26 protein-coding genes are annotated in these 26,196 nt (G+C 55.4%); 11 read left to right on the top strand and 15 right to left on the bottom strand.

Going from position 1 to position 26,196, the window contains the following annotated elements; genetic code table 11:
- Positions 1 to 34 precede the first annotated feature (34 nt).
- Complete coding sequence (locus H7U06_RS09255) at positions 35 to 1,207, bottom strand: nitronate monooxygenase family protein (RefSeq protein WP_175625837.1); 1,173 nt, start codon at positions 1,205 to 1,207, stop codon at positions 35 to 37.
- 195 nt (positions 1,208 to 1,402) lie between these two features.
- Between H7U06_RS09255 and H7U06_RS09250 the strand changes: the two genes are divergently transcribed.
- The 5 genes from H7U06_RS09250 (at position 1,403) to H7U06_RS09230 (ending at position 4,874) form a co-directional block, all read left to right on the top strand.
- A complete protein-coding gene (locus H7U06_RS09250; protein ID WP_175625836.1) occupies positions 1,403 to 2,098 on the top strand; it encodes a VIT family protein in 696 nt (231 codons plus the stop codon).
- A 68-nt stretch (positions 2,099 to 2,166) separates the two neighbouring features.
- Positions 2,167 to 3,111 carry a DnaJ C-terminal domain-containing protein gene (locus H7U06_RS09245; RefSeq protein ID WP_175625835.1) on the top strand — a complete coding sequence of 315 codons (945 nt, stop codon included), beginning with the start codon at positions 2,167 to 2,169 and terminating at the stop codon, positions 3,109 to 3,111.
- A 12-nt stretch (positions 3,112 to 3,123) separates the two neighbouring features.
- Entirely contained in the window at positions 3,124 to 3,438 is a 315-nt protein-coding gene (locus H7U06_RS09240; RefSeq protein WP_175625834.1) for a chaperone modulator CbpM, read from the top strand.
- A gap of 81 nt (positions 3,439 to 3,519) precedes the next feature.
- Entirely contained in the window at positions 3,520 to 3,963 is a 444-nt protein-coding gene (locus H7U06_RS09235) for an Rrf2 family transcriptional regulator (protein WP_175625833.1), read from the top strand.
- Complete coding sequence (locus tag H7U06_RS09230; RefSeq protein ID WP_175625832.1) at positions 3,960 to 4,874, top strand: NAD(P)/FAD-dependent oxidoreductase; 915 nt, start codon at positions 3,960 to 3,962, stop codon at positions 4,872 to 4,874. The genes H7U06_RS09235 and H7U06_RS09230 overlap by 4 nt, the downstream gene beginning before the upstream one ends.
- An 18-nt stretch (positions 4,875 to 4,892) precedes the next feature.
- Here the strand turns inward: H7U06_RS09230 and H7U06_RS09225 are convergent, their stop codons facing one another.
- Complete coding sequence (locus H7U06_RS09225) at positions 4,893 to 5,873, bottom strand: formylglycine-generating enzyme family protein (protein ID WP_175625831.1); 981 nt, start codon at positions 5,871 to 5,873, stop codon at positions 4,893 to 4,895.
- A 198-nt stretch (positions 5,874 to 6,071) separates the two neighbouring features.
- On the opposite strand from H7U06_RS09225, the gene H7U06_RS09220 reads away from it, so the two are divergent.
- Entirely contained in the window at positions 6,072 to 6,815 is a 744-nt protein-coding gene (locus H7U06_RS09220; protein WP_254873197.1) for a sulfite exporter TauE/SafE family protein, read from the top strand.
- Between the two features lie 11 nt (positions 6,816 to 6,826).
- On the opposite strand, the gene H7U06_RS09215 is transcribed toward H7U06_RS09220, so the two are convergent.
- Positions 6,827 to 7,417, bottom strand: a complete 591-nt coding sequence (locus tag H7U06_RS09215) for a GNAT family N-acetyltransferase (RefSeq protein ID WP_175625829.1) — start codon at positions 7,415 to 7,417, stop codon at positions 6,827 to 6,829.
- A gap of 250 nt (positions 7,418 to 7,667) precedes the next feature.
- Between H7U06_RS09215 and imuA the strand changes: the two genes are divergently transcribed.
- Genes imuA through H7U06_RS09200 form a run of 3 tightly spaced genes read left to right on the top strand, consistent with a single transcriptional unit; the run spans position 7,668 to position 13,062 of the window.
- Entirely contained in the window at positions 7,668 to 8,462 is a 795-nt protein-coding gene (gene imuA, locus H7U06_RS09210) for a translesion DNA synthesis-associated protein ImuA (RefSeq protein ID WP_175625828.1), read from the top strand.
- On the top strand, positions 8,398 to 9,912 hold the full coding sequence (locus H7U06_RS09205) for a DNA polymerase Y family protein (protein ID WP_175625827.1): 1,515 nt from the start codon (positions 8,398 to 8,400) through the stop codon (positions 9,910 to 9,912). The genes imuA and H7U06_RS09205 overlap by 65 nt, the downstream gene beginning before the upstream one ends.
- A gap of 18 nt (positions 9,913 to 9,930) precedes the next feature.
- Entirely contained in the window at positions 9,931 to 13,062 is a 3,132-nt protein-coding gene (locus H7U06_RS09200; protein WP_175625826.1) for an error-prone DNA polymerase, read from the top strand.
- 13 nt (positions 13,063 to 13,075) lie between these two features.
- Here H7U06_RS09200 and H7U06_RS09195 read toward each other — a convergent pair whose 3' ends face one another.
- Positions 13,076 to 13,843 (bottom strand): helix-turn-helix transcriptional regulator, encoded by a 768-nt coding sequence (locus H7U06_RS09195; protein WP_175625825.1) that lies wholly within the window; start codon positions 13,841 to 13,843, stop codon positions 13,076 to 13,078.
- 100 nt (positions 13,844 to 13,943) lie between these two features.
- Here H7U06_RS09195 and H7U06_RS09190 point away from each other — a divergent pair, with 100 nt between their 5' ends.
- Positions 13,944 to 14,885, top strand: coding sequence for a DMT family transporter (locus H7U06_RS09190; RefSeq protein WP_175625824.1), 942 nt, complete (start codon positions 13,944 to 13,946; stop codon positions 14,883 to 14,885).
- Positions 14,886 to 14,923: 38 nt separating this feature from the next.
- On the opposite strand, the gene H7U06_RS09185 is transcribed toward H7U06_RS09190, so the two are convergent.
- From H7U06_RS09185 to soxR, 6 genes are all read right to left on the bottom strand, one after another.
- The gene (locus H7U06_RS09185; RefSeq protein WP_175625823.1) at positions 14,924 to 15,625 is read right to left on the bottom strand and encodes an anti-sigma factor domain-containing protein; all 702 of its coding nucleotides are present in this window, start codon (positions 15,623 to 15,625) and stop codon (positions 14,924 to 14,926) included.
- The gene (locus H7U06_RS09180) at positions 15,622 to 16,272 is read right to left on the bottom strand and encodes a sigma-70 family RNA polymerase sigma factor (RefSeq protein WP_175625822.1); all 651 of its coding nucleotides are present in this window, start codon (positions 16,270 to 16,272) and stop codon (positions 15,622 to 15,624) included. Before H7U06_RS09180 ends, H7U06_RS09185 begins: the two co-directional genes overlap by 4 nt.
- Positions 16,272 to 16,805 (bottom strand): DUF3455 domain-containing protein, encoded by a 534-nt coding sequence (locus tag H7U06_RS09175; protein ID WP_175625821.1) that lies wholly within the window; start codon positions 16,803 to 16,805, stop codon positions 16,272 to 16,274. Before H7U06_RS09175 ends, H7U06_RS09180 begins: the two co-directional genes overlap by 1 nt.
- 189 nt (positions 16,806 to 16,994) lie before the next feature.
- On the bottom strand, positions 16,995 to 18,512 hold the full coding sequence (locus H7U06_RS09170; protein WP_175625820.1) for a CYTH and CHAD domain-containing protein: 1,518 nt from the start codon (positions 18,510 to 18,512) through the stop codon (positions 16,995 to 16,997).
- A gap of 225 nt (positions 18,513 to 18,737) precedes the next feature.
- A complete protein-coding gene (gene ycaC, locus H7U06_RS09165) occupies positions 18,738 to 19,364 on the bottom strand; it encodes an isochorismate family cysteine hydrolase YcaC (RefSeq protein WP_175625819.1) in 627 nt (208 codons plus the stop codon).
- Positions 19,365 to 19,506: 142 nt separating this feature from the next.
- Positions 19,507 to 19,983 carry a redox-sensitive transcriptional activator SoxR gene (gene soxR, locus H7U06_RS09160; protein WP_175625818.1) on the bottom strand — a complete coding sequence of 159 codons (477 nt, stop codon included), beginning with the start codon at positions 19,981 to 19,983 and terminating at the stop codon, positions 19,507 to 19,509.
- 220 nt (positions 19,984 to 20,203) lie between these two features.
- Between soxR and H7U06_RS09155 the strand changes: the two genes are divergently transcribed.
- Positions 20,204 to 20,821: an NADPH-dependent FMN reductase gene (locus H7U06_RS09155; RefSeq protein ID WP_175625817.1), complete on the top strand. Its 618-nt coding sequence runs from the start codon at positions 20,204 to 20,206 to the stop codon at positions 20,819 to 20,821.
- Between the two features lie 14 nt (positions 20,822 to 20,835).
- On the opposite strand, the gene H7U06_RS09150 is transcribed toward H7U06_RS09155, so the two are convergent.
- The 5 genes from H7U06_RS09150 to H7U06_RS09130 are packed head-to-tail and all read right to left on the bottom strand — an operon-like array spanning position 20,836 to position 26,095.
- Positions 20,836 to 21,705 carry an HlyD family secretion protein gene (locus tag H7U06_RS09150; protein ID WP_175625816.1) on the bottom strand — a complete coding sequence of 290 codons (870 nt, stop codon included), beginning with the start codon at positions 21,703 to 21,705 and terminating at the stop codon, positions 20,836 to 20,838.
- A gap of 11 nt (positions 21,706 to 21,716) precedes the next feature.
- Positions 21,717 to 21,914, bottom strand: a complete 198-nt coding sequence (locus H7U06_RS09145) for a DUF1656 domain-containing protein (protein ID WP_012079785.1) — start codon at positions 21,912 to 21,914, stop codon at positions 21,717 to 21,719.
- Positions 21,904 to 24,126 (bottom strand): FUSC family protein, encoded by a 2,223-nt coding sequence (locus H7U06_RS09140; protein ID WP_175625815.1) that lies wholly within the window; start codon positions 24,124 to 24,126, stop codon positions 21,904 to 21,906. The genes H7U06_RS09145 and H7U06_RS09140 overlap by 11 nt, the downstream gene beginning before the upstream one ends.
- On the bottom strand, positions 24,123 to 24,626 hold the full coding sequence (locus H7U06_RS09135) for a MarR family winged helix-turn-helix transcriptional regulator (protein WP_175625814.1): 504 nt from the start codon (positions 24,624 to 24,626) through the stop codon (positions 24,123 to 24,125). The genes H7U06_RS09140 and H7U06_RS09135 overlap by 4 nt, the downstream gene beginning before the upstream one ends.
- Positions 24,623 to 26,095, bottom strand: coding sequence for an efflux transporter outer membrane subunit (locus H7U06_RS09130; RefSeq protein ID WP_175625813.1), 1,473 nt, complete (start codon positions 26,093 to 26,095; stop codon positions 24,623 to 24,625). Before H7U06_RS09130 ends, H7U06_RS09135 begins: the two co-directional genes overlap by 4 nt.
- Positions 26,096 to 26,196: the final 101 nt, after the last annotated feature.

Raw genomic sequence — 26,196 nt, 5'->3', positions numbered from 1 at the left:
ACCCCGTTATACGAACGGGATGAGCATGCAAAATTTACACGCTAGGCAGCGGTGCAGGCAGGACGCCATTCAAAAGGTAATCGACCAGTTCGCGCACAGGCCGGATCTCGCTACCGAAAGGCAAACGCTCCGAGCCACGGAAAAACAAGCCGCGCTTGACGTCGCCCTTCAACGCAAAACCGAGCTGGGTATCAATACAGAATTGCCCGGCTTTCGCAATGCCATCGCGCAAACCGCACTGATGCAGGCAATCAAAACCGACCGTACATTCCTTGGGACCAGCCTTGCCTTGCAGCTTGGCTTCCTTGTCGAGATAGGTAGTCAGCCATTGTGTCTTCACCGCGCGCGCGGGCAAACCGGCACAGCTCATAAAGGTGACGATGTCTTCAGGCTGCGCCTGCGTCAGCACTTTCTTGAAATTGATATGCGCATCACCTTCCGTACTCACGGCAAACGGAGTGCCGAGTTGTACCGCGCTGGCACCCAGTGCAAACAACTCTCGCACCTGTTCCGGGTTGTGTATGCCACCAGCAGTAATCAACGGAATGTTTTCATTCTCCAGGCCGAGCTGCTTGAATAGCTGCAGCGTTTCTTCCAGTACCACCGAGAATGCGAAGTGCGGATCGTTCACACTATCCAGTCCGGCAGCACCGAGGTGACCAGCGGCGTATTGCGGATTCTCGATCACGATAGCGTCCGGCAAACGTTTGCGGCGCATCCATTTTTTCAGGATCAGGGAGATACCACGTGCATCGGACAAAATTGGTATCAAGGCGACATCGGGGAACTCAGCTGTCAGCTCCGGCAAATCCATAGGCAGACCTGCACCCACCACGATCGCATCAGCGCCACTCTCGCAAGACTGCCGTACATAGGCGGCATACTCGGCAACCGCGCGCATCACATTCACGGCGATCACGCCATTGCCTGCTGCGATCTCTTTCGCCGCACGTATCTCACGATCCAGTGCTATCAGGTTGGCTTCATTGATTAATGCCTTGTCGCGGGTCTTATCAGTGCGCGCCATCAGGTCGGGATGATGACGACGCAGGTCAACACTGGAAATGGTGCCGATAGCACCCAGCCTGGCGACGCTACCAGCCAGCTTATGTGCAGAAATACCAACGCCCATGCCGCCCTGCACGATAGGCAGCAGCAATTTATTCTTCAGTTTCAATTTGGGAAAGTCGGTATCCAGCACAATCATCCTTCGCTTTTCATAGTGATGGCTGACTGTAGCAAAGCGAAATGAGAATGGATTGATGTGGATCAAAAATGCGCGAGTCTGCAGGACTTGAAGCAGCCGCGGGTCGCCACCATCATGATTCCTGTCAGAACGCTGTTGCGCCCTGCTGTTACGCCCGTTACCATGCATAACAACTATTCAACAGGGAGCTAGTCCATGCCTGATCATCGTTCCGAAAAACACTTCAATGGCCGCATAGGTTGGTTACGTGCGGCAGTGCTCGGCGCGAACGACGGCATTATCTCTACCTCCTGCCTGTTATTGGGGGTCGCTTCCGCCAATCTGGCGCGCAATGAAATGCTGTTGACCGGCATCGCCGCACTGGTCGCAGGTGCCATGTCTATGGCTGCGGGTGAATATGTATCCGTCAGCTCACAAGCCGATACCGAGCAGGCAGAGCTGGATCGCGAACAACAGGAACTATTGGACAAACCGGATGCCGAACACCGTGAACTCGCATCGATTTATGTCGCGCGTGGCCTGACCCCTGATCTGGCCAAACAGGTAGCACAGCAACTCATGGCGCACGATGCACTCAGTGCACATGCGCGTGACGAACTGGGTATACATGAAGCATCTGCTGCACGTCCGGTACAGGCAGCGATTACTTCAGCGCTTACCTTCTCGCTGGGTTCAGCACTACCGCTACTGACGGCCTTGCTGGTGCCAGGTACGATCCTGATACCGGCACTCGGCCTGACCTCCCTGCTATTCCTGGTCGGCCTTGGTACGCTGGCGGCCAAAGTCGGTGGTGCGCCATTACTTCCTGCTGCCTTGCGGGTCGGTTTCTGGGGTGCACTGGCGATGATAGTGACATCTGTCATCGGTGATTTTTTCGGCACGATAGTTTAAAAACGTTATAGAGATTACCTGGAAAGCAGACACAGTTTTTTCCCTGAACAAGTTGCGAGGTCGTAACCATGAAATTCAAGGATTACTACGAAACGCTGGGCGTAAAACGCGACGCGACGCAAGATGAGATCAAAAATGCGTATCGCAAGCTCGCACGCAAATTCCACCCCGATGTCAGCAAGGAAGCGGATGCGGAAGCGCGCTTCAAGGAAATGGGTGAAGCCTACAAAGTCCTGAAAGATCCGGAGAAACGCGCATCCTACGATCAGCTCGGTGCCAACTGGCAAAACGGCCAGGACTTCCAGCCACCACCAAATGGCGATGCCGGTTTTGAATTCAGCGGTCGCGGTGGCCATCCCGGCTTCGGCGACAGCAGCGACTTTGGTGACTATTTCGAGCAAATGTTCGGCCAGCAAACCGGCTGGGGTCGCAGCCACAGACGTGCTATGCATGCGCAAGGCGAAGACCACCACGCCAAGGTCCAGATCGACCTCGAAGACGCCTATCGTGGCGCCGAGCGCAGCATCTCGCTGCGCCTGCCGGTAGTCGATGAAAACGGTCACGTCACCACGCGCGAACGCACACTCAGCGTCACCATCCCGAAAGGCATACGTGCCGGACAAACCTTGCGCCTCGCTGGCCAGGGCGGCGCCGGTATAGGCGAAGGCAAAGCGGGCGACCTCTACCTCGAAATCGCCTTCCGTCCGCATCCACGCTACCGTGTTGACGGCCGTGATGTGTATCTCGACCTGCCCCTCGCACCGTGGGAAGCCGCGCTCGGTGCCAGCGTCAAGGTACCGACGCCGGAAGGCTCGGTGGAATTGACGATCCCGGCCAACTCGAGTTCGGGGCGCAAATTGCGTCTCAAAGGCAAAGGCATCCCGGGCAAGGAAGCTGGGGACTTGTATGTCGTACTGAACATTGCCTTGCCGCCAGCCGACAGCGAAGCAGCGAAAGAAGCTTATCGCACGCTGCAGCAAGCCTTTGACTTCAATCCACGCGCATCGCTGTAAGGAGGCTGCATCATGAACCAGACCACAAGTATTTACTGCGAAAGCCAGCTGCTTGATGATGATGTGACGCTGACCCTGATCGAACTGTCGCATGCCTGCAATGCACCGCAAGAACTGATCACCGCCTGGGTGGTGGAAGGCGTACTGGAACCAGCCGGACAGCAACCACAGGAATGGCGTTTCAGCGGTGCGGCCGTACGCCGTGCGCGGGTCGCGCAGCACCTGGCGCAAGACCTTGAGGTCAATACGCCGGGTGTCGCACTGGCGCTGGACTTGCTCGAACGTATAGACGCGCTGGAAGCGCAGCTCAAGCGCAGAAGCCGCTGACAGCCAGCAAAACCCCGCCCTATTTCCCTCACTTACTTTCTCTGCTTGACTTGCATCCGATATTGTAACTATTATAGTTACATGAAAAAGAACAGCAAATTATCCGCTTCCCTGCATGCGCTCATGCACATGGCACACCAGGCCGACCCCATGACTTCCGAGGCATTGGGACTGTGCCTGCAAACCAATCCGGTCGTGGTCAGGCGCACCATGGCTGGCCTGCGAGAAAACGGACTGGTGCAATCCGGACGCGGACACGGCGGTGGCTGGACACTGGCGCGCCCCATCACCGAGATCACCTTGCGCGATGTGTATATCGCATTAAATGAACCCGTCCCGCTGCAACTGGAAGCAGATGCGCCGGTGTGCCAGCTCGAACGTGCGGTCAGCAATGCATTGAATGATGCCTACGCAGAAGCAGAAGCGCAGTTCGCAAACAGCCTGGCCAATATCACGCTGGCGGATTTATTCAAGGGCATCAAATTGCCCCCGCATTACGCCGCACATGGAAAGGAACACAAATGAATACCTACGACGCCATCATCATAGGCGGCAGCTTTGCCGGACTCTCTGCCGCCATGCAACTGGCACGCGCACGTCGCCCTATCCTCATCATCGATGGCGGCCAGCCGCGCAATCGCTTTGCCGCACATTCACATGGTGTGTTCACACATGATGGCGCACCGGGCAATGAATTGCTGGAGCAGGCACGCGCACAACTCGCTGCTTATCCGACGGTGTCTTTCGTCAGTGACTACGCGACACAGGCGGAAGACCGCGGCGACCACTTCAGCATACGTACCGAAAGCGGTAAAACCTACGCAGGCAAACGCTTGCTGCTGGCGACTGGTCTCAGTGATCGCCTGCCGGATCTGGCAGGTCTGGCGGAACGCTGGGGCAAGACCGTATTGCATTGCCCTTACTGTCATGGCTATGAAATCAATCAGGGCAAGATAGGCGTGCTGGCCAGCGTACCGATGTCGGTACACCAGGCCTCCATCGTCGCCGACTGGGGTGATGTCACGCTCTTTACCAATGGCAAAATCGAGCTGGATGATGAAGCACTAAACCTGCTACGAAAACGCAAGGTGCAGATAGAGACCACACCTGTCATCAGCATAGAAGGTGCATCCCCGGCGCTGGATGGACTACGCCTGGCCGATGGTCGGAAAATTCAGTTGGATGCACTCTTCGTGGCGGTGCAGGCAGAGCAAAGCAGCCCGCTCGCAGCGCAGCTCGGCTGCGACTTCGATGAAACACCTATGGGTTTAATCGTGCGCACCAGTAACGTGAAACTCACCAGCGTGACAGGTGTGTACGCCGCCGGCGATGCGGCACGTGTGCCGCACAACATCACGCTGGCGATGGCAGATGGTGTGATGGCGGCGATGGGCGTACATCAATCGCTGATCGCAGCAGAAGTCGCGCATGCATAAGACTGAACAGACAAGCAGCTAATCCGCCTCACGCAACAGACGCATGCCCACCAGCGTGTAACGCGTATCCTGCGAATTCCAGTTGCGATACGACGAGCGCGCATAGAACGACCAGGTATGCCAGGAACCGCCACGCCGCACGCGTACCGTGCCGTTGGCGGGTCCTTGCGGGTCATCGACCGGTGAATAGCTGTAGTAACGATCATCATGCCAGTCGGCAGTCCACTCCCAGGCATTGCCGTGTATGTCGTACAGACCGAAAGCATTCGGTGCGAAGCTGCCAACCGGTGCGGTGAAGGCAAAACCATCCGGCCCATCCAGCGCAAACTTCTTCCATTGCTGCCAGTTCCTCGCCGCATCGACATCGAATACATTCGCGGCACTCAGCAATGATTGCGGATCATCACCGCTGTAATAACGGGTACGGGTACCAGCGCGTCCAGCGTATTCCCATTCGGCTTCAGTCGGCAAACGATAGGTGCGCCCTTCCGTCTTGCTCAGCCATTTGCACATTGCCACCGCATCGTTCCACGTCACATTCACGACTGGATGCCGTTCATCTTGCGGGAAGCCGGGATTGCGCCACGAGTACTTTTGATTGCGTCCTTCAAAGGCATCGCCGCGACTTGATTTGGCCGGATCGTAATCCGGGTTATAGCCATAGCCGCCGGTGCCATCAGCTTCTGATTCGGGTTGATAGCCGGAAGCCTCGACAAAACGACGGAACTCGCCGACCGTCACTTCGTACTGGCCCAAATAAAAAGGATGGGTAATGCGCACCTTGTGCGCCGGACCTTCGTCGCTCAGTTCGACGAAACGTTTGTGATCGTATTGCGGATACTGTTGCGCCAGCACTTCCGCTGATTCATCGCTGCCCATGACAAATTCACCTGACGGAATCAGCACGAATTTCATGCCCAATGAATTCTGGATATTGCTGTCCAGCGACCACGCGCAGGAAGCTGCAAGGCTCAGCCCAAGAAAAAGTATCGTCCGCATAAACACTTAAAAAATAAGAAAAATGCACAGCCCCGATACTTCTTGAATGGGGATAGTTCACGCATGCTGACATGAAAAAATCAGCAGCGCAATATCAGCCACACGCCATGTGCAGTCACTCATCTCTGGCATAATCACAGGGATGATTTCACAGACAAAAGCAGCACCCCACCTGAAAGCCAGCAGCACATGCTGAGCATGGCCAGCGCGGCCCTGATGCTGCCAGCCATCCTGCTGACTGGTGCACTGATCGGTGCGTGCGGTATAGGCGGCGTGCTGCTGGTTCCTATCCTGACGCATCTCGGTGGTATTCCGCTGCCACAAGCAATCGCTGCTGCGTCCCTTAGTTTTTCCCTGCCCGCCCTCGTCGCTGTGCGTCCGATGCGACGCCAGCCCGAGTTGCTGCAACGCTGCCTGCCGCTGCTGGGTGGTGCTTTGCTGGGTGCTGCCGGTGGCGCGCTGACCGTGCACTGGCTATCTGCAGGTAGTCTGATGTTGGGTGTGATGCTGCTGGTTTTATTTGCCGGCTGGCGCGGTTTGCGTCCGCTCGATGTGGCGGTGACTCCGGCTGCTTTCCTCAGCACGCACAGCCTGTTTATGCTGGGTGCTGTAATCGGTTTTGGTTCGGCCCTGACTGGTACCGGTGGCCCGGTGCTGATCCTGCCGCTACTGATGTTGATGCGTCAGCCGCTGCCTTTCGCCGTCGTCGCAGGGCAGGCCATACAGTTTCCGATTGCAATCGCCAGCAGCACCGTGCATGCGCTGGAAGGACGACTCGATATCAAACTTGCGCTGATCTGTGGCGTGCTGATGCTGCTCGGTTCATTCGCCGGACAACGTGCGGCGGCCGCCCTGAATGTGACGCAACTGCAGCGTATGGTAGCGCTGCTCTTGCTGGCAGTTGGCTTGTGGTTTGGCTGGCTCTTGCTGCGCGGGTCTTAACGTATCACCGTTTAGCGCGCCATCTTTTGTTCCAGCATCGCCTTCACATCATTCCACTCTGTATCGATGATGCTAAAGCGTACCGAATTGCGCTTGCGGCCATCCGGCATGATGCGTTCATGCCTGACTATGCCTTCCTGCTTCGCACCTATGCGCAAAATCGCGGCGCGTGATTTCTCATTCAATTCATCGGTGGTGAATTGCACGCGTATCGCCTGCATAGTTTCAAACGCATGCGTCAGCAACAAATACTTGGCTTCAGTATTGATGCCGGAACGCTGGATAGAACTGCCGAGCCAGGTATGACCGATTTCCATCTTGCGGTTCGCCAGGTCGACCTTCCAGAAACGGGTGCTGCCGACGATCTGTCCGGTATCGCGACGGATGATGACGTAAGGCATGACGGTGCCTTGCTCACGTCCTTCCAGTGCGATGCCAATGTACTTATCCACGCTATCCGGTCCCGGGATCACGGTTACTTTTAGATTCCATAAGTCGCCATCGGCTGCAGCCTGTACCAACTGTGCGGCATCTTCTTTTTGCAAAGGACGGAGTTCTACGGTCGGGCCTGTCAGCACAGGCTGGATGAGCTGTTGTTTCATTGATGGTCTGCGCGCGTGTCGTTACGTTGCCGGACTCTCATCATAAAACGAGCAGCAAAACGGATGCAAAAATATTGCTAAGTGGAATCCACAAACAGGATGCGGCAACAGCATCGATAGCATTCCGGCAAGCCTCAGCAAATAAATCCGCACCTTTTCAAACAAAGCTTTTATACTGTACATACATACAGTATATTGACGCATGTAAATCAACTGAAGCTTTATCGCCAAGCAATACTTTGGAGGTCGTATGGCTGCCGCCCTGCACTTATCCCGATCCTTAGCCCCTCCTGTCGCCGCCCCCGAAATTCCGCCATCGTTGCCGGATGCCGTCTGGCGTGCCGACCAAATGGGTTCTTACCGTTCGACGCCGGTGCCATCCGGCTACCAGGCACTGGACCGTGAATTGCCGAACGGCGGTTGGCCACCCTCCGTATTGATTGAATTACTCATGGCGCAACCCGGCATAGGCGAGCTGCGCTTGCTCGCACCGACTCTCGCACGTCTCACGCAAACCGATAAAACCGTGATCCTGCTGGGGCCACCGCACATCCCTTATCCGGCTGCGCTGGAAGAGTTAGGCATACGCTTAAAGAAACTGATCCTGATCGAAACCGACAAGCCCGCCGATCGTATCTGGGCGATAGAACAAACCTTGAAAAGCGCCAGCTTCGGTGCGCTGCTGTGCTGGCTGCCGCAAGCACGCACCGATCATCTGCGTCGCCTGCAACTGGCAGCCGCTGGTGGTGAAGGCCTGAGCTTTGTCTTTCGTCCACTCAATACACAAGACACTTCGTCACCCGCACCGCTGCGTATCGTCTGCCAACCTGCAAAAGCAGGCCGCATGTCAGTCGAACTCATCAAACGACGTGGGCCAGTCCACGCCGCACCATTAATCCTGCCGCTCGCCATACCTGAAATCCTGCGGCAGCCACTCACGAATCGCATGTCAGGCACAACCATTTCCGATATTCCTACCTATGCTGTGGATCGCCCTACACTTGCCGCAACTGCCGCTCGACGCCGCGCTCCGTTGCCGGCTTAGGCATATCTCCTGCGAGCCGGATCCATATGACCATGTCCCCATCGTCATATGCGAACGGAACGTCGTAGGCTGGTGCAATCAACTGGCGGATGACGCAGGCATATGTGCGGGCAACTCGGAAGCCAGTGCACGCGCGCTGGCCGCTGACTTGCAGGCGTTGCCGCGCGATCCGGCGCAGGAAAGCAAGGCACTGGAAGAAGCCGCGCTGTGGAGTCTGCACTTCACACCACATGTCGTATTACGTCCTGATGGTTTGTTGCTCGAAGTCGGTGCCAGCCTGCGCCTGTTTGGCGGTCATCAACGCATCGCCACGCAATTACTCAGCGGTTTGCTGGAACTCGGCCTGCACGCACGCCTGGCCAGTGCCGCGACTGCAGGCGGTGCCTGGTTACGTGCGCAAACAGCAGGCATCACGCAAGTGTTTGCCCATGATGGCGATATCAGCGCAGCGCTCGATCCCTTGCCCCTGCATGTGCTGGACCATGCGCAAGCGCATCTGGATACGCTGGCTGGCATAGGCTGTCGCCGTCTCGGTGACTTGCGTCAATTGCCGCGCGCCGGTGTCGCGCGTCGCTTTGGCCAGGCGCTGCTGAGTGAACTGGATCGGGCTTACGGCACCGAAGCAGAAGCACACCAGTGGTTTGAAGCGCCCGCCATTTTCGACGTCAAACTGGAATTACCAGCGCGTGTCGAGCATACCGAAGCCCTGCTGTTTGCCGCACGCCGCCTGCTGCTGCAACTGACAGGCTGGCTCAGTGCACGCCATGCCGCCGTCGCTGGCATCACACTTTATCTGCATCATGAATCGACACGACAGCACGATCATCGCAGCACCGCGGTCAGCATCCAGCTCGGCATGCCGAGTCGCGACATCGATCACCTTGCACTCTTGCTGCGCGAACGCATGGGGCAACTGGACTTGATTGCACCTGTTATCGAGATCAGCCTGAAGGCAGATCAGATCACCGCACAGGCGGCGCCGAATACCGAATTATTCCCGACCCCGAGCTCGGATGCAGAAAATACCGGACGTCTGGTCGAGCGTCTGCAAAGCCGACTTGGCAACGAGGCCGTGCGCCAGCTCTCGGTCTTTGCCGATCACAGGCCGGAGAAAAGCGTGATGAGCAGCGTACTCAGCCATCAACAGGCGGCACGCCGTAATACACGCGATGCAGTAACCGATACACATCCGCATTGCGTACGACCGACCTGGCTCTTGCCACAGCCACTGGCCTTGCACACGCATCAACACAAACCTTTTTACCAAAGCCCGCTGACCTTGCTGACCGGCCCCGAGCGCATAGAGTCCGGCTGGTGGGATGACGCGTTGGCCACACGCGATTACTTCATTGCGCAAAACGAACAACATGTATTGCTCTGGATCTTCCGCTTGCGCACTACCAGCAGCACCCATGGCTCGGGCTGGTTCCTGCATGGATTATTCGCCTGACATGCGACACAGAACATCATGCTGCCCAGCCTGCCCTCCTATGCGGAATTGCATTGCCGCTCCAACTTCACTTTCCTGCACGGTGCTTCGCATCCGGAAGAGCTGGTAGAACGCGCCTGCGACCTCGGCTACAGCAGCCTCGCGATTACCGATGAATGTTCGCTCGCGGGCGTAGTCCGCGCACATGTGGAAGCAAAAAAGCGCGAACTGCATCTGATCATAGGCAGCGAAATCAAACTGGCTTGTGGCACGAAACTGCTCTTCCTGGCACAGAACAAGGAAGGCTATGGCAATTTATCCGAACTGATTACGCTGGCACGACGGCGTGCGGTGAAAGGCAGCTATACCTTGTATCGCAGCGACCTGGACGCCCAGCTTGATGCCAGCGCTGCACATCTGATGCACTTACCGGATTGCCTCGCCATCCTGCTGCCACAACGCTGCGCCAGTTACGACGAATTAAGCGAACAAGCCGCATGGTTCAGGCAAACATTCAGCAAACATGCATGGATAGCGCTTGAGCTGCTGCACTGGTCAGGTGATGAGCACTGGCATGCACAATTAAAAGAACTGGCTGTGCAACATACGTTGCCTTTGGTCGCGATGGGTGATGTGCTCATGCATGTGCGTTCGCGCAAACCTCTGCAAGACACGTTGACCGCGGTACGGCTCAGCAAATCGATAGCCGAATGCGGGATGGATTTGCAACCTAATGCCGAACAGCATCTGCGTTCACGTTTACGGCTGTCGCAGGTTTATCCGGCTGCCTTGCTGGAAGAAACACTGAAGCTGGCTGCACTCTGTGAATTTTCGCTGGAAGAATTGCGCTATCAATATCCAAAAGAAATCGTTCCTGCCGGGGAAACCATGTCAGCCTATCTGCGTCGCCTGACCTATGAAGGCGCGACGCAAAAACGCTACAAGAATGGCATCCCGGAGAAATTCCAGAAGCAGATAGAACATGAGCTCAGCCTGATCCACGAACTGCGCTATGAACCTTACTTCCTCACGGTATACGACATCGTCAAATTCGCGCGCAGCAAAAAAATCCTGTGCCAGGGACGTGGCTCGGCGGCCAACTCCATCGTCTGCTATTGCCTCGGCATCACCGAGGTCGATCCGTCACGCAGCAGTGTCCTGTTTGAACGTTTCATTTCCCGTGAGCGCAATGAACCGCCGGACATCGATGTCGACTTCGAACATCAACGACGTGAAGAAGTCATGCAATACATTTACGACAAATACGGCCGCCATCGTGCCGCATTAACTGCCGCCCTCATCACCTATCGGCCACGCTCGGCGATGAAGGATGTCGGCAAGGCACTGGGGCTGGACTTTGAGCAGGTCAATCGCCTGTCGCAATCGCATAAATGGTGGGACGGTAAACAAATAGGCGCAGATCGCCTGCAGGAAAACGGTTTTGATCCGGACTCGCCCATAGTGCAAAAGCTGGTCGAGCTAACGCAAACGCTGATCGGCTTTCCACGTCACCTATCGCAGCACACCGGCGGCTTTGTCATCGCGCACGACAGTCTGGCGCGACTGGTACCGATAGAAAACGCCGCGATGGAAAATCGTAACGTCATTGAATGGGACAAGGATGATCTGGATGCACTCGGCTTTTTGAAAGTCGACGTGCTCGCACTGGGTATGTTATCGGCGATACAGCGTGCACTGAAAATGATAAGCCAGCGGCGCGGCTGTGACTTCGAACTGCAGGACATCCATGATGATGATGCCGCCACCTACGAAATGATTTGCGCCGCCGATACCATAGGCGTCTTCCAGATCGAATCGCGCGCGCAAATGTCCATGTTGCCGCGTCTGCGTCCTACCTGTTATTACGACCTGGTGATACAGGTCGCCATCGTCAGGCCGGGACCGATACAGGGTGGCATGGTGCATCCTTATCTGAAGAACCGGCGCATGAAGAAAGAGGATGTACCTTACCCCGGCGAAAAAATCAAAGAAGCGCTATCCCGCACTTGTGGGGTTCCTATTTTCCAGGAACAAGTCATGCAAATCGCAGTACTTGCGGCCGGATATCGTCCCGGTGAGGCCGATGATTTGCGGCGCTCGATGGCAGCGTGGAAACGCAAAGGCAATCTGGAAAAACACGAAAAGAAACTCAAGGATGGGCTGGCAGAAAATGGCTACGATCCCGGCTTTGCGGATCGCCTGTTCGAACAAATCAAAGGCTTCGGCGAATACGGCTTCCCCGAATCGCATGCCGCCAGCTTCGCGCTGCTGGTTTATGTCTCGGCATGGATCAAGTGCCACGAACCAGCCGCCTTCCTCGCGGCGCTGCTGAACTCACAACCGATGGGATTTTATTCCGCGTCACAACTGGTGCAAGATGCAAAACGCCATGGTGTACCAGTACGTCCGGTCGACATCATGATCAGCGGGACTGATTCCTCGATGGAGGACATACACGCGCAATATCCGGCAGTACGACTGGGCCTGCATATGGTCAAAGGATTATCGCTGGCTGCGGCGGAACGCATAGTCGAGGCGCGTACCCATCGCAGCTTCAGCAATACCGATGACCTGGCACGTCGCGCCGCACTGGATCAGCATGAACTGGGCGCACTGGCACGCGCCAATGCGCTGCTCGCGCTGACCGGACATCGGCGTCAGGCCAAATGGGAAGTTGCTGGCATGCTGCCTCCACCAGCCTTGCTGCGCGACGCACCTATAGTGGAAGCGCCATTAATCCTGCCACCGGCCAGTGAAGGTCAGGAAATCATCGCCGACTATGCCAGTACCGGCCTGACCCTGCAGCGCCATCCGCTTGCCCTGCTGCGACCACGGCTCAAGCAAATGAACTTATCAACGGCACTGGAAATGAAAGGCTTCGCCAACCGCAAGCTGGCACGCACCACCGGCATCGTCACCATGCGGCAACGGCCACCGACCGCCAAAGGCACCATGTTCGTTACACTTGAAGATGAAACCGGCATCACCAACGTCATCATCTGGCCCGACCTGGTCGACAAACAACGCAAGGAAATCCTGAATGCGCAATTGATGACTGTCTACGGCATCTGGCAATCGAAAGACGATGTACGTCACCTGGTCGCCAAACGCATCGTCGATCACTCGGAGTTGCTCGGCGAGCTATCCATCTCCAGCCGTGACTTCCAGTAAGCAGCAAATAGCATCAGCTGAAAAAACGACTCGGTGAAATATCGAAGTGTTTCTTGAACATCGCCGCAAACGCACTCTGGCTGCTGTAGCCATGTTCAAGTGCCACATCGATCACCTTGTCGCCGCGTGCCAGGCTTTCCAGCGCCAGCAACAGCCGAGCCTGCTGTCGCCAGTGCCCGTAGCGCATGCCGGTTTCACGCAGGAACAAGCGGTGGAAGGTACGCGTGGAAATACCGAGTAACTCAGCCTGCTGCTGCACGGTATTTTGCTCATCCGGATAAAGCATGGTCTGCTGACAAATTTCACGCAAGCGACTGTCCGCGGGTAAAGGCAAATACAGCGGCAAAACCGGTACCGAGCGCAATTCCATCACCAGCAAATGCAGCAAATGCCAGTCGCGTGTGCCGACTTGCAGATCCGGCGTAATGCCTATCGCTGATACGATCAGTTCCCGCAACAAAACCGGAATATCGAGCACACAGCTGTGCTGCTGCAGATTGGGCAGGAAAGTCGGATTCACGAACACGGTACGCATCTTGACGTCGCCGCGCATGCTGACCTGATGATCGACATCCGGCTGCAACCAGACGCCACGCGTAGGCGGCACCACCCAGCGTCCATCCTGCGTTTCAACCGTCAACACCCCTTCCAGTGCATACAGCAACTGCGCATAAGCGTGCCGGTGCGGCGGAATCACATGTCCGTGCGGGTAATCGATGGCCAGTGCGGCAGCAGGTGCATCCGAACCGACCAGATCCTGATAGGGAGTGGCGTCAGCCATAGTGTCACTTTTGCGATAAGTTGAGTCATATTAGCACGCGAACGACTAGCCAGATCAGGGCAAAATTTACTCCCGTTATCAAGAATACTGAGAGTGTCTTATGTCCGCATCCCCTGCTGCCAACCCACATACGCCTGCGTTATCCGCCTTTTTTTACCCCTTCTTTGCCATCGTGCTGTGGGCCGGAAATGTGATCGTTTCCAAACTCGCCGCCTCTGCGATCTCGCCGACTGCGATCACGTTTTATCGCCTGGTGCTGGTACTGTTGCTGATGAGTCCGGTCATGCTCGGACCTTTATGGCGCAACCGCGCGATGATCCGTCGTCATCTCTGGAAACTGGCTTTGTCCGGCTTGCTGGCGATGGCCTTGTTCCAGAGCCTGTCTTACCGCGCTGCCGAAAGTACGACCGCGACCAATATGGCTATCGTGACCGCACTGATCCCATTGCTGACCGCCATCCTCAGCGTAATGGTGCTGGGTGAAGCCATCACTTTGGGCATGGTAGGCGGCGGCATACTTTCGTTTGGCGGCATCCTGTATCTGGTCGGGCAAGGCAGTCTCACCGCCGCGCTCAGCTCGGGCGTGCATCTTGGTGACTTGCTGATGCTGCTGGCGGCGGCTTCGTATGCGCTGTATGGCGTCTTGCTGAAGCACTGGAAGATGAACGTACCGGCATGGCAGGCGATTTATATCCAGGCCGGCGCAGCCCTGCTGTTCATGCTGCCTATGTTTGTGATGTTGCCGCCGGGTGCAGCTGAACTGGATGCACGTACGCTGCCACTGATCGCTTATGCAGGTATAGGCTCATCGATTATCTTGTCCTTCCTGTGGATAGAAGGCGTCAAACAATTGGGGCCGAATCGCTGCAGCATTTTTATCAACCTGCTGCCGGTCTTGACTGCCTTGTTTGCTGTGATCTGGCTGCGCGATGCGATGCATGCCTACCATGTAATCGGTGGCGGCGTGACATTGATAGGCGTGTTGCTGACACAGACTGTGCAGAAGCCTTTGTTTGGAAACAGGATGCAAGCCAAGGCCTGATATGAAGACAGGCGGCCATAAGTAGGCCGCCTGTATTTTTAAGTCGTCAGTTTGACGGCGCGACCTATGTAGAGAATAGGTCCGGTCGGACGACCGATAGGTGAACCGGCTTCAGGTTCCAGTGTGATTTCGAACAGCTGGTTCTCCTGCATAGGAGGCAAATGATCCAGCGTATAAGTTGCATCCTTGCCGGGGCTGACCAGTCCCAGTGAGACCGGACCATTCCAGCCGTCACCCTTGGTCCAGAACTGCAGGGACTTGTTGGCAGGGACTTCTTCCTTGCCCAATGGTTGCAACTGTAATTGTTGTCCCAGCTTGGCTTGTACTATCCAGCCCGGTGTCTGCGCCTTCGGGTCAACCAGTACCACCATAAATTTAGTTTCAGTCGCAACCGGACGCGTCACCATTAGCACTGCCAACAAAACGGCGGCAGTCATGCTGCCGGCACTCAGGAAACGCCATAGGCGCACGTTATTCCATAAACCGGCCCAGCCGGATTCCAGCGCACGTGTCGCTGGTCTTATGCTGGCAGCGATACGCGGCCACAACTGTGGTGGTAATTCCTGTGGTTCAGGGATCGCGGTGAGTGGCATCAGACGTCGCTCCCATTGTTCGACGGCGTGACGCAATGCGTCGTCCCGTGACAGACGAGCTTCGACATCCCTGCGTTGCGCAGCATTCAGCGTGCCGAGTACGTATTCACCGGCGAGCTGCTGCAACTCCTCATCCGATTCATTCATCCCATGCACTCCCGTAAGGCCAACAAACCCCGTTTAATCCACGCCTTGACTGAACCTACCGGCGACTTCATCCGCTCTGCAATTTCGCGATGACTACAGCCGTCAACATAGGCATACAAGAGGCTGCTGCGTTTGGCGTGATCCAGATGCGACAGGCAGTCATCCAGCTTGCCGAGATTGACATGCGTTTCAAACGAATCATGTGCATGCTCACCCTGCTGCGCATCCAGTGCTTCTACCGTATCTTCATCGGTATATATCTCCTGCTGGCGATCACGCATCAGATTCAATGCTTGGTGTCGCACTATGCTGTGTATCCAGCCACGCCCAGCACCGCGTGCTGCATCAAAGCTGCCGGCCTTGCGCCAGATATTGACGAAGGCGTCATGCAACACATCTTCAGCCAATGCACGTTGCCGCACTATGCGCAACGCGACACCCAGCAGACGTGGTCCGTCCTGCCGGTAGATCTGTTGTAGTGCCTCTTGCTCACCGCGGGCACAAGCCCGCAAGGCGGCATCGTAATCAAAGGAGTCTTCGTTCAAGGATAGATACGCCAGTAAGTAATCGGCTGCTAACAGTCGTGTCAGCCGATTATAACTGCTGCAACCTTGCCCGCCGACAATTGTGACGGGCAAGCTTGTCATTACATGGCTTTCCAGAAGATGTAGTCAGCCTGGTACTTGACGATTTCCTTCGCGCCCAGGTTGCCTGCTGCGCAAGCCGAAGCTGGTGCCACACCGCCTTTGGTCGCTACGCGCTGGATGAAGGTCACGCCGTTCATCGCGCCGTTACCCATGGCAGGGTTGGCCTTGACCAGTTGCAGCGGGATGTTGCCAGTGCCGCCTGGTGCGACTGCCAGCTGGGTTGCGGTGATTTTCGAACCATCATTGCTTTCCCAGGTTGCTGGTGGACCGAAGTATTTGCCTACTGCTTTGCCGCTGCGATCGGACAACACGGCATCAGGACCGACAAATACCCATTCATGCTGGTCCATCGTGTCTTTTTTAACTTTGCATTCATAGGTGATGGTACCGGCACCGACGGTTTCCATCGCTACATGATTACCAGCAGGAACCTGCACTGCGGCAGGGAGTGCATCTTGCGTAAATGGGGCTGCCCATGCACTGGAGAATGCGGCAAAACCGGCCAGGACGACAACGGAATGGAGCTTATTCATGATGGTTTCCTTTTTGTAGTGGATAAGTGTGACCAACAGGAACTATCGCCACTGCAATAATCCGGTTGATACAGGTACTACCCACGGGAAACCGTTTTGGAGGCAGGGTCAGAAAAATATATTTTTAATTATTTTAGTTACCCAATCTGACGTCTCGTGGCCAGATCAGGCCATGCACGCTGCCGCATTTCACTCAGGAAACTGCTTGGCCTTAAACTTCTTCCACAACTTCTTGACCTTGCACTCGTCTTCCGCCGCACGAGCGGCAAGATAGCCACGGATAAAGCCGGTGATGCCGGTCAGTTCAGATTGATCTTTCTCGATCTGCGACAACAACTCATCACCTACCGCGATATCATTCAGGCTGCCCAAACCATCCTGCAAATCAGCCAATGCAGCGACGTATTCTTTCGTTTCACGCGATGGATACAGCGACTGAAAGAATTCGGTGTCGTAACGCATCTTCTTCGCCGCTATACGTACTCGGTGGCGTGTTTTCGCATCTGCATCTTTCAACTGGCGGCCACGCTTCTTCAGGCGCTGCTGGTCTTTCTCCAGCATGTCCTGCGAAAACATTTTCAGGCGTTTACGCAAATCCTTACCCTTGAGCGGTGGCAGCGATTCACGCCATGCCCCATCTTGCAACCAATGCGCAAGACTCAGTATCAGACGTGTGTAGCGTACCGAGTCAACGGCCGAGGCGGCAACCTGATGCAGCAGCACTGCTTTTGCCAAAGCCGCCTGCCTGACCTCGTCCAGCTCGTCATCCACCGCATCAGTCCTGATCGTTGCCAGCGTCTTCGTCGCCAGCACATCCCAGTCACGCGCGGCACTGATGGCATCGGACAACCATTCCAGCTCCTCCTTTAGGTCTTCCGGCAGCGTAATCAATTCCTGGAATAGCTTCAGAGCGGAGCGCAATCTGCGCAGCCCTATGCGCATCTGATGCAGGCTTTCCATGCTATCTGCTGCGATCACACCGGGCGCATTTGCCTGCACCTGACGCAAACAATTTTCGACGATAGTGGCGAAAGCCTGGTTCATCGTCATATTCTTCGACAACCGTAAACTCTCAGCTTTCACCGCACCCGGCTTCTCCTGCGCGTGCAAAATATATCCGCGCTCGGCCTTGCTGAGATTCTCTATGCGTAACGGTACTTTCTTCAGCAACTCCAGAGCAAACCCGAACAGATGCGATGCTTTGCCCGACTTCAGTTCCAGCTCAACTTCGCTGACCGCGTCATTGCGATCTGCATGGCTGATATTGCCCTGATCCAGCACACATTCGATTTCGCTGCCGTTGGACAGCTGCAATTGCCAGATCGTCCTGCTCACCGTGGTCGTAAAGATGGGACGCAAGCGTGCTGCGAATTTCGGCGATGCAAGCAAGTGATCCCATGCACCACGCACGTCTATCATCTTGCGCAATGCATACAGATCCGGTTCGGCACGATGCACCACCGATTCCCATTCATGCCGCTGATGCAATCCGCTACCGACCTCGCCACCGGCTTTCAAAGTCTGCGTCCAGACCTTGGCCGCCAGGCGCACCCGCAAACCTGCATCCGACTTCCGCAGCTCATGCGTCTCGGTATCGAAATAGATCCCGACCTGTTCCTGCACCACGGGAGCGGACTGCGCATACTTCTTCAGCAAGGGATGCTTCTTGAAGGATGCGATATCTTGCGGACGGATAAATAGTTTCAATTCGACTTCCATGTCGTTCCACTTTCAGGTGCTGCGTGTTTGATTGCCATACATTCGCTATATTAAGCGCGCCTATTTTTTCCGGCAGATGAATTTAACCTGGCATGAGTGAAAAATAATTCAGCACGCACGTCATCGAACGGTCATATTCAATACTGTGCAGATACTAGTAACAATAAAAAAAGCCCATGTAGGTCATGGGCTTTTTATCTGTAGCTATCAGCCTTACTTCGCTTTGGTCAGCGTGTTGTAGCTGGTAATCAGGTTGCGATAGTCAGGAATGTGATTCGAGAACAGCGTACCCAAACCCTCGATATCGTTACGCCAGTCGCGGTGCAGTTCACAAGCGACACCAAACCAGCTCATCAGTTGTGCACCAGCTTGCGACATGCGATCCCATGCAGCGTCACGCGTGATTTCATTAAAGGTACCGGACGCATCGGTAACAACAAACACTTCATAACCTTCGGCCAGGGCCGATAAAGCCGGGAATGCCACGCAGACCTCCGTCACTACGCCAGCGATCAGCAATTGTTTTTTGCCAGTAGCCTTGATGGCCTTGACGAAGTCTTCGTTATCCCACGCATTGATCTGGCCAGGACGTGCGATGTAAGGAGCATCAGGGAATTGCGCTTTCAGTTCCGGTACCAGCGGGCCATTCGGGCCATCTTCGAAGCTGGTGGTCAGGATGGTAGGCAGTTTGAAGTAGCTGGCGAGGTCGGCCAGCGCCAGCACATTGTTCTTGAATTTGTCCGGATCGATATCGCGCACCAGCGACAGCAAGCCAGCCTGATGATCTACCAATAGAACGGCAACGTCGTTTTTGTCGAGGCGGGTGTAAGGTTTAGACATGGCTATTTCTCCTTTAAATTATTGAATCTGTCTGGGGTTGTGCACGGTTGATTCCGGCCACAGACGAACAATAATTGGAAAGCAAAATGCCCGGTAGATAGCAATTTTTCGCTTAACCGTCCTATTTTTGGAACGATTGATTCTATTCTGGCCCCACCTTTATATCGTCCGGGAAATGCGCTCCCGCTCCCTGTTCAGCCAATTGGTCACTCGGATTGCGCAAACTGCAGTGCCCTATCGAGAGGCAGCCACAGCCTATGCACTGGTCTAGCTGGTCACGCAACTGCATCATCTTTGCTATGCGCTCGTCCAGCTCGGCGCGCCAGCCAGCCGACAGTCGCGCCCAATCCTTGATAGTCGGCGTCCGACCTTGCGGCAAACTGGCAAGCGCTGCGGCGATCGAAGCCAGCGGAATGCCGGAACGCTGCGCCACCTTGATCACAGCCACCCGGCGCAAAACATCGCGCGCATAACGACGCTGGTTGCCGGTATTCCGGCGACTGCTGATCAAGCCTTTCGCCTCATAAAAATGAATGGCAGACACGGCCACACCACTGCGCGTGGCGACTTCTCCTACCGTCAGCTCCATGTGTATTTGTCCGTCCGGGATTTTTTTCATGGCGACCTCTTGACCTCAAGTTAAGTTGAGGTTTTACACTAAGCCGTCACCGTTGCGCAAGTCCCATGCACTGCCAGGCATCGCTTTAGGGCGTCATCCGCAGGATGGTCAACGGATGTAATTATTTCTTTTTAACTGTACGTATATACAGTATATTATCAGCGCACCGTTCATCCGGCGCATTACCTAAAACAGCAGAAAAACAGCATTTGGAGGTTCAATGTCAGCACTGTTACCAACCATAGCCACCAGGGAATTAAGCGCAACGAATGAGAAACTCAATCTCGTCCTGATCTACGGCAGCATCCGCGAAGGACGTTACTGCGACATCATCGCGAACTGGGCCAGCGCGCAAGTCCGCAAGCATCAGGAATTTGCCTTGGAGATCGTCGATCCGGCCAAGCTATCCTTACAACCACAGAGCGAGCAAAATCCGGATCTGCACGCACTCAGGACTTGCCTGGATCGCGCCGATGCCTTCATCGTGATCACGCCTGAATACAACCATGGCTACCCCGCTCCGCTGAAGCACCTGATCGATTCTGTATCACGCGAATGGCAAGCCAAGCCGCTGGCTTTTGTTTCCTATGGTGGTGTGTCCGGCGGCTTGCGCGCAGTCGAACAATTGCGCCAGGTGTTTACCGAACTGCATGTCGCGACGATGCGCAACAGCGTGAGCTTTGCCAATGCATGGGAACAGTTCGACGACCAAGGGCGTTTATACGCAGCTACACGTGCGGAAAAATCAATGGAGATGATGCTGGCGCAGCTGCATTGGTGGGCGGTCGCCCTGAAGGATGCGCGGCGCACGATACCGTACGGCATCGTCGCCACCTGAGGGAAAACGGCTGCTTACTTCTTGGCCGGCTGGACGATCACGGTACAAGTCATGCCTGCCACCAGCTGATGATCCTTATCCAGGTCGTCTATGCGTATGCGCACCGGTACGCGCTGCGCCAGGCGCACCCAGTTAAAGGTCGGATTGATATCGGCCAGTAATTCACGGCCAGTGTTCGCTTCACGATCGGTAATACCGCGCGAAATACTTTCGATATGACCTTGCAAGGTCGCGCCGCCACTCATCAGGCGTATCTCGACCTTATCGTTGACCTTCAGATACGGCAATTTGGTTTCTTCAAAATAGCCGCTGACATAGTAGGAATTACTATCGATCACGGCCAGCTGCGGTACGCCTGAAGTTGCAAAGTCACCCGCATACACATGTAAATTGGTGACATAACCATCGACCGGTGCGCGCACATCGGTACGTTCCAGATTCAATTGCGCAGTATCGCGCGCGGCTGCAGCTGCCTGGTACTTGGCACCGGCTATCGATGACAGCGACGCTGCGGCTTCACGGTTCTCGCTGGTGACGATGGAAGCATCCAGTCCGCTACGACGTGCTGCTTCCTTGCTGCGCATACCCTTCTCTGCCTGCTGCGCAGCAAGCGTTGCTTCCGCCTGCGTCAACACGTGTGCATAGCGGCTCTTGTCGATAGTGAACAGGATATCGCCCTTGTGCACAAACTGATTATCCTTCACCTCAACCCTGGTCACGATGCCGGACACATCCGGTGCGATGTGGATGATATTGGCCTTGACGCGACCATCACGCGTCCATGGCGAATACATATTGTCATCCCACAGATACTTGCCAAATAAAATGGCAAGCAGCAAGAGTACGCCGGTGATGATGTAGCGGAGATAAGCGGAGGTACGCATAGCGATGATCCCTAGTAAATAACAAGCGCGAGTGCGCCGAATATGCAAACCAGCAGGCACAAGCGGAAAAGCGAGCGATGCCAGACATGTTTATAAATACCGAAGTGGCCGCACAGCCAGTCGACACCAATGTGGATGACGACCGCCAGCAGGAAGACCAGCAGCAGCGATGGCGCCAATACGCCAAAAATGGAAATCTCACGCGGCATGATGGCTTGCTCCGTTCGTCAATGCAGCTTCGGTAGAAAATTCGTTCAGTGACTGATCCAGCAAGGAAGCATGGATCAGGTGCAGGTCAGTCAGCGCGCGCTGCAATTGTGCTGCTTCATTTTCCTGCAATGTTTCTTTACTCAACAACAGACTGCGTAACATCACGCCTGCGGCTTGTGTCTCTGCCAGCGCACGTGCATGCTGCGGCGCTTGCGGCTTGCGGAAGTAATCAGCCAGGCTAGCGACGCACTTCTCTTTGGCCACGCGTGCCGGATGGCCGGGCTTGAGGCGTGCGCTCAGATCACGTAAATCGATAATGGCATGGCCAATTTCCAGCAAGGTGATCGCCTGATTCAGAGTACGACGTGTGTCGGCATCTGCCGTACCACGTATGCTCATGCTCAGTTGATTCAGCAAATCACGCACCCGGCTTTCAAAATGATGGCGCAGGTTGGCCGCATCACTGATGCACAGGCGTAAAGCCTCGCCCCACAAGGAATCAGCAATATGGCGCCGCGACCCTTGTTTATGCTCAGGCAGGATCAAGGCAAACATCAGACCGGCCAGAACCAGGCCCAGTACTTGCGCCATGCTGTCATTAATGAAGTTCAGCACATCGAAGCGCATCAGGTTTTCTGGTGCAATCATTTGCGCAAACATCAGGTTGAAGCCGATACCGATACCCGCCACCTTGCGCCAGGTACTGATATACGCACCAACCAGCAAGAACGGCAGCATCGCCAGCACCAGCATCATGTAACCTTCGACGTGATTCAGCATGAAGAAGGCACAGAAGAAAGCAAACGGCGTCGCACTCGCAAAGCCCAGCGTGGTCTGGCGTATCAAACCACTAGGATCAGGCGACGATGCCGCCAGCCCGCAAAAAATCACGGTGATGATGACCGCACCACCTGCGCTCGGCCAGTTCAATCCATGCCATGCCAAGGTCAGCAGCAACAAGGCGGCGGCACTGCGCAAACCTGCTGCCAGCGCAATCATCGGTGGCGTCTTGGCGCTGTAGCTGAGGATCTGTCGGGCATTCTTCGCAGGTTTGTCCGACAGGCGCTTGGGCAGATCGTGGTAAATCACCACCAGCTGATAGAACTCATCACTGAAACGCTGCATCAGTTCCAGCGCCGTATCCAGGTTCAGCCTTTGCACATCGTTGTATTCATGACGCAGGAAATTCCCGCGCGCCTCGGCAATCATTTGCGGCAAGACTACATGCAAGGCACTCAATTTGTCGCGCGTGACACCAACTTCGACCGCGGTACGCGCCGGGATATTCGTCACCAGCAAAGCATTTGAAAACGCATCATACAAAGGCAGCATCACATCCGGCACCAGCATGTCGCCACGATTGCGCAGGCGCTGCATCAATTGATGCAAGGTATGGAATGTGGTCAGGCCGACCATCGCTGCCGCATTGAAGGCGTGCAATTGCTGGTTGCGTGTACGGATATCGCCAGCTTCAAAGAAAGCAGCGGCGCGGCCGGATTCCAGTGCCGCCACTTCGGTAGCAAACTGCAGGTGCAAACGTTCCAATTGCTCCGGAGTTAAACGCCCTTGCATCGCATCGCTGCACAACTGCGCAATATTGCGATATAAACGACGTACGGCCTGCACCAGCTGCTCACTCTGATGTTTCGGAAACAAGGCATCGTTCACCAGTGCTGCACAGAGAATACCCAAGGAGATTTCCGTCACGCGCGACACTGCGAGATTGAATACCTGCAAAGGCGCATCGATGGCCGGTACCGCGATCATACAAGCGGTGTACCCAGCCAGCACAAAACCATAGGAACGCGCATTACGCATCAACGCAGAACCGGCGGTACACAAGGCGACCCAGAATGCGAGCGCAATGAAGAGCAACATTGCCTGTTGCGGGAACAAAGCGATCAGCGTCAGCGCTGCAGCACAACCGACCAATGTGCCAAACAAACGATAAATACTTTTTTCCAGCGCCATACCGCTACTCGGCAAGGCCACGATGAATACCGTCATCATCGCGCTGCGTGGCGAATCAAAGCCCAGACGGAACGCTATCCATAAAGCGAGGAAAGCCGCCAGCAAGGTTTTCAACACGAAGACCCAGCGCTGCCCTTCCGTCTCCAGCCAATCCTGCGCAATCACGCGTGCGCGGCGGTGCCATGCAGCAGCCGGTGCTGGCGTGGGGGCTGGCGCAGTGGCTTCGACGCTGCTGCTCATTCCGGGCTTCTTGCTTCCAGGTTGCTGAGCTGGCGTCGGAGCATGGTTTCCTGCTGCGACAATTCTTTTTCCGTCAGGCCTTCATAGGTCTGATGCAGGATAGCCCAGTAATCCGGCGACACTTGTTCGACGCGTTTGCGACCTGCGGTCGTCAGCGATATCTCTACACTGCGACGGTCTTCCAGACTGAAGCGACGTTTGATCAGGCCCTGCTTTTCGAGGTCGTTACAAATACGCGTCAGGTTGGCTGGTTTTTCCGAGCAGGCATCACCCAGGTCCGACGCACGCTGCGTTTCTTCATCCGAACCATAGAGCACCATCAGCGCGGTATAGCTGACACTGGTCAGGCCATGTTCTTTCATCACCGCATTCAGTTGATCTTGCGTACGCTTCTGGATGTGATACGCCAGACGGCTCAGGGTCACCAACTGCTTCGGATGTTCGGGCATGCGCTCACCACAGCGCGCGATACGACGTACGGTACTGTCAAAGTTACTCATGGCTTATCCTTGTTGCTGTTTGTTTGTTCCGGCTGCGGTTCCGCTTGATATCCACCACCCAGCGCCAGCATCAGTGCAGCGTGACTTTCCAGCATGCGCGCAGTGATTTGTGCACGTTGTTGTTCCTGCGTCAGCAAGGCGACCTCGCTATTAAGCAATACCAGGAAGTCAGTCATGCCCGCAGCGAAGCCTTTGCTCGCCAGCGTACGTGCCTTGCTCGCTGTCACGAGCGCACCATCGTTCAATGTTTTTTGTTGCTGCAATGATTGTGCGACCACCAATGTGTTGGCTACGCTTTCCAGTGCATGGATCAAGGTGCCGTTATAACTTTCGACGGCAATATCGTAGGCTGCAGTATGCGCACCCAGATTACTGCGCAGGCGGCCACCATCAAAAATCGGCAATGAAATTGCTGGCCCTATGCCACGTATGGACGAATCACCTTTGAGGAAATTCGAAAAGCCTATGCCCTGGAAACCAATAAAGGCCATCAGGTTGATGTCGGGATAAAACGCCGCTTTGGCCGCTTCGATTTGCTTACCGGCGGCTTCCACACCCCAACGACGTGCCGCCACATCCGGACGACGACCGATCAGGTCGGCAGGCAGCACCGCAGGCAAACGCAACCACGCATTATTATCCAGCGCCAGTGTCGGACGCGTGATCTTCTCGCCTTCTGCCGGACCTTTGCCGGTAAATGCGGCAAGCTGGTTGCGCAACACAATGATTGCTTCGTCGTATTGCTCTATCTGTATATGCAATGGAGGAATCGCTGCTTCCAGTTGCGTCACGTCCATCTCGGTAGCCAGGCCTGCGGCCAGGCGTTTGCGCATCACCTGCAAACCTTTTTCGCGATGCGACAAGGTATCTTCGACTATATCCTTCAATGCATATTGCAGGGACAGCTGCACATAGCTGCGCACAATATTGTTTTCCAGTGCCAGTCGCGCCATCTGCGATTCAGCCGCAGATACTTTTACTTCATCCAACGCTGCTGCCAATTCCTGACGATGCTTGCCCCACAGGTCAAGATCGTAAGTCGCTTCTACCGCGACGCGGTTATACCAGGCGTAGTTGCCAGCTTCCGGTGGCGGAATGAAATCATGTGCGGAGAACAATTGACGCGTCATCGACGTCGACGCGCTGACATTCGGCAAGGTAGCCGACTCGGCCAGACCGGCATAGGACTGCGCCTGGCGCACGCGCGCTTCAGCAATGTGCAGGTTCGGGCTGTCACTTAAGGCAGTCGCAATCAATGCATCCAGTTGTGCATCGCCATATGCATGCCACCACTGCTGCTGCGGCCACAGCGTCGCATCGTTGGCTGCGGACTGGCTAATTACCGAGCCGCTGCCCAGCGCATTCGCATCCATGCGCCGCGCTTGTGGCTTGATATTGCCCATATCCGCACAGGCGCTCAGCAGCGCCGTCATGCAGGCAATACCCAAATAAGCAATTCTTCGATTCATGATGCAAACACCCGTTAGCTTGTGACCGTGTTTTATTTTACTCCAATATATTTTACTAATGAACTATAATTTTTTGAAAATTTACAAATGATTTATTTCAC

Origin of the sequence: Herminiimonas sp. Marseille-P9896, assembly GCF_903993245.1 — a bacterium.
GTDB classification, from domain to species: Bacteria; Pseudomonadota; Gammaproteobacteria; order Burkholderiales; family Burkholderiaceae_D; genus Oxalicibacterium; species Oxalicibacterium contaminans.
Note: the sequence above shows the minus strand (reverse complement) of the source record. Positions and strands in the feature narration are given on the sequence as shown.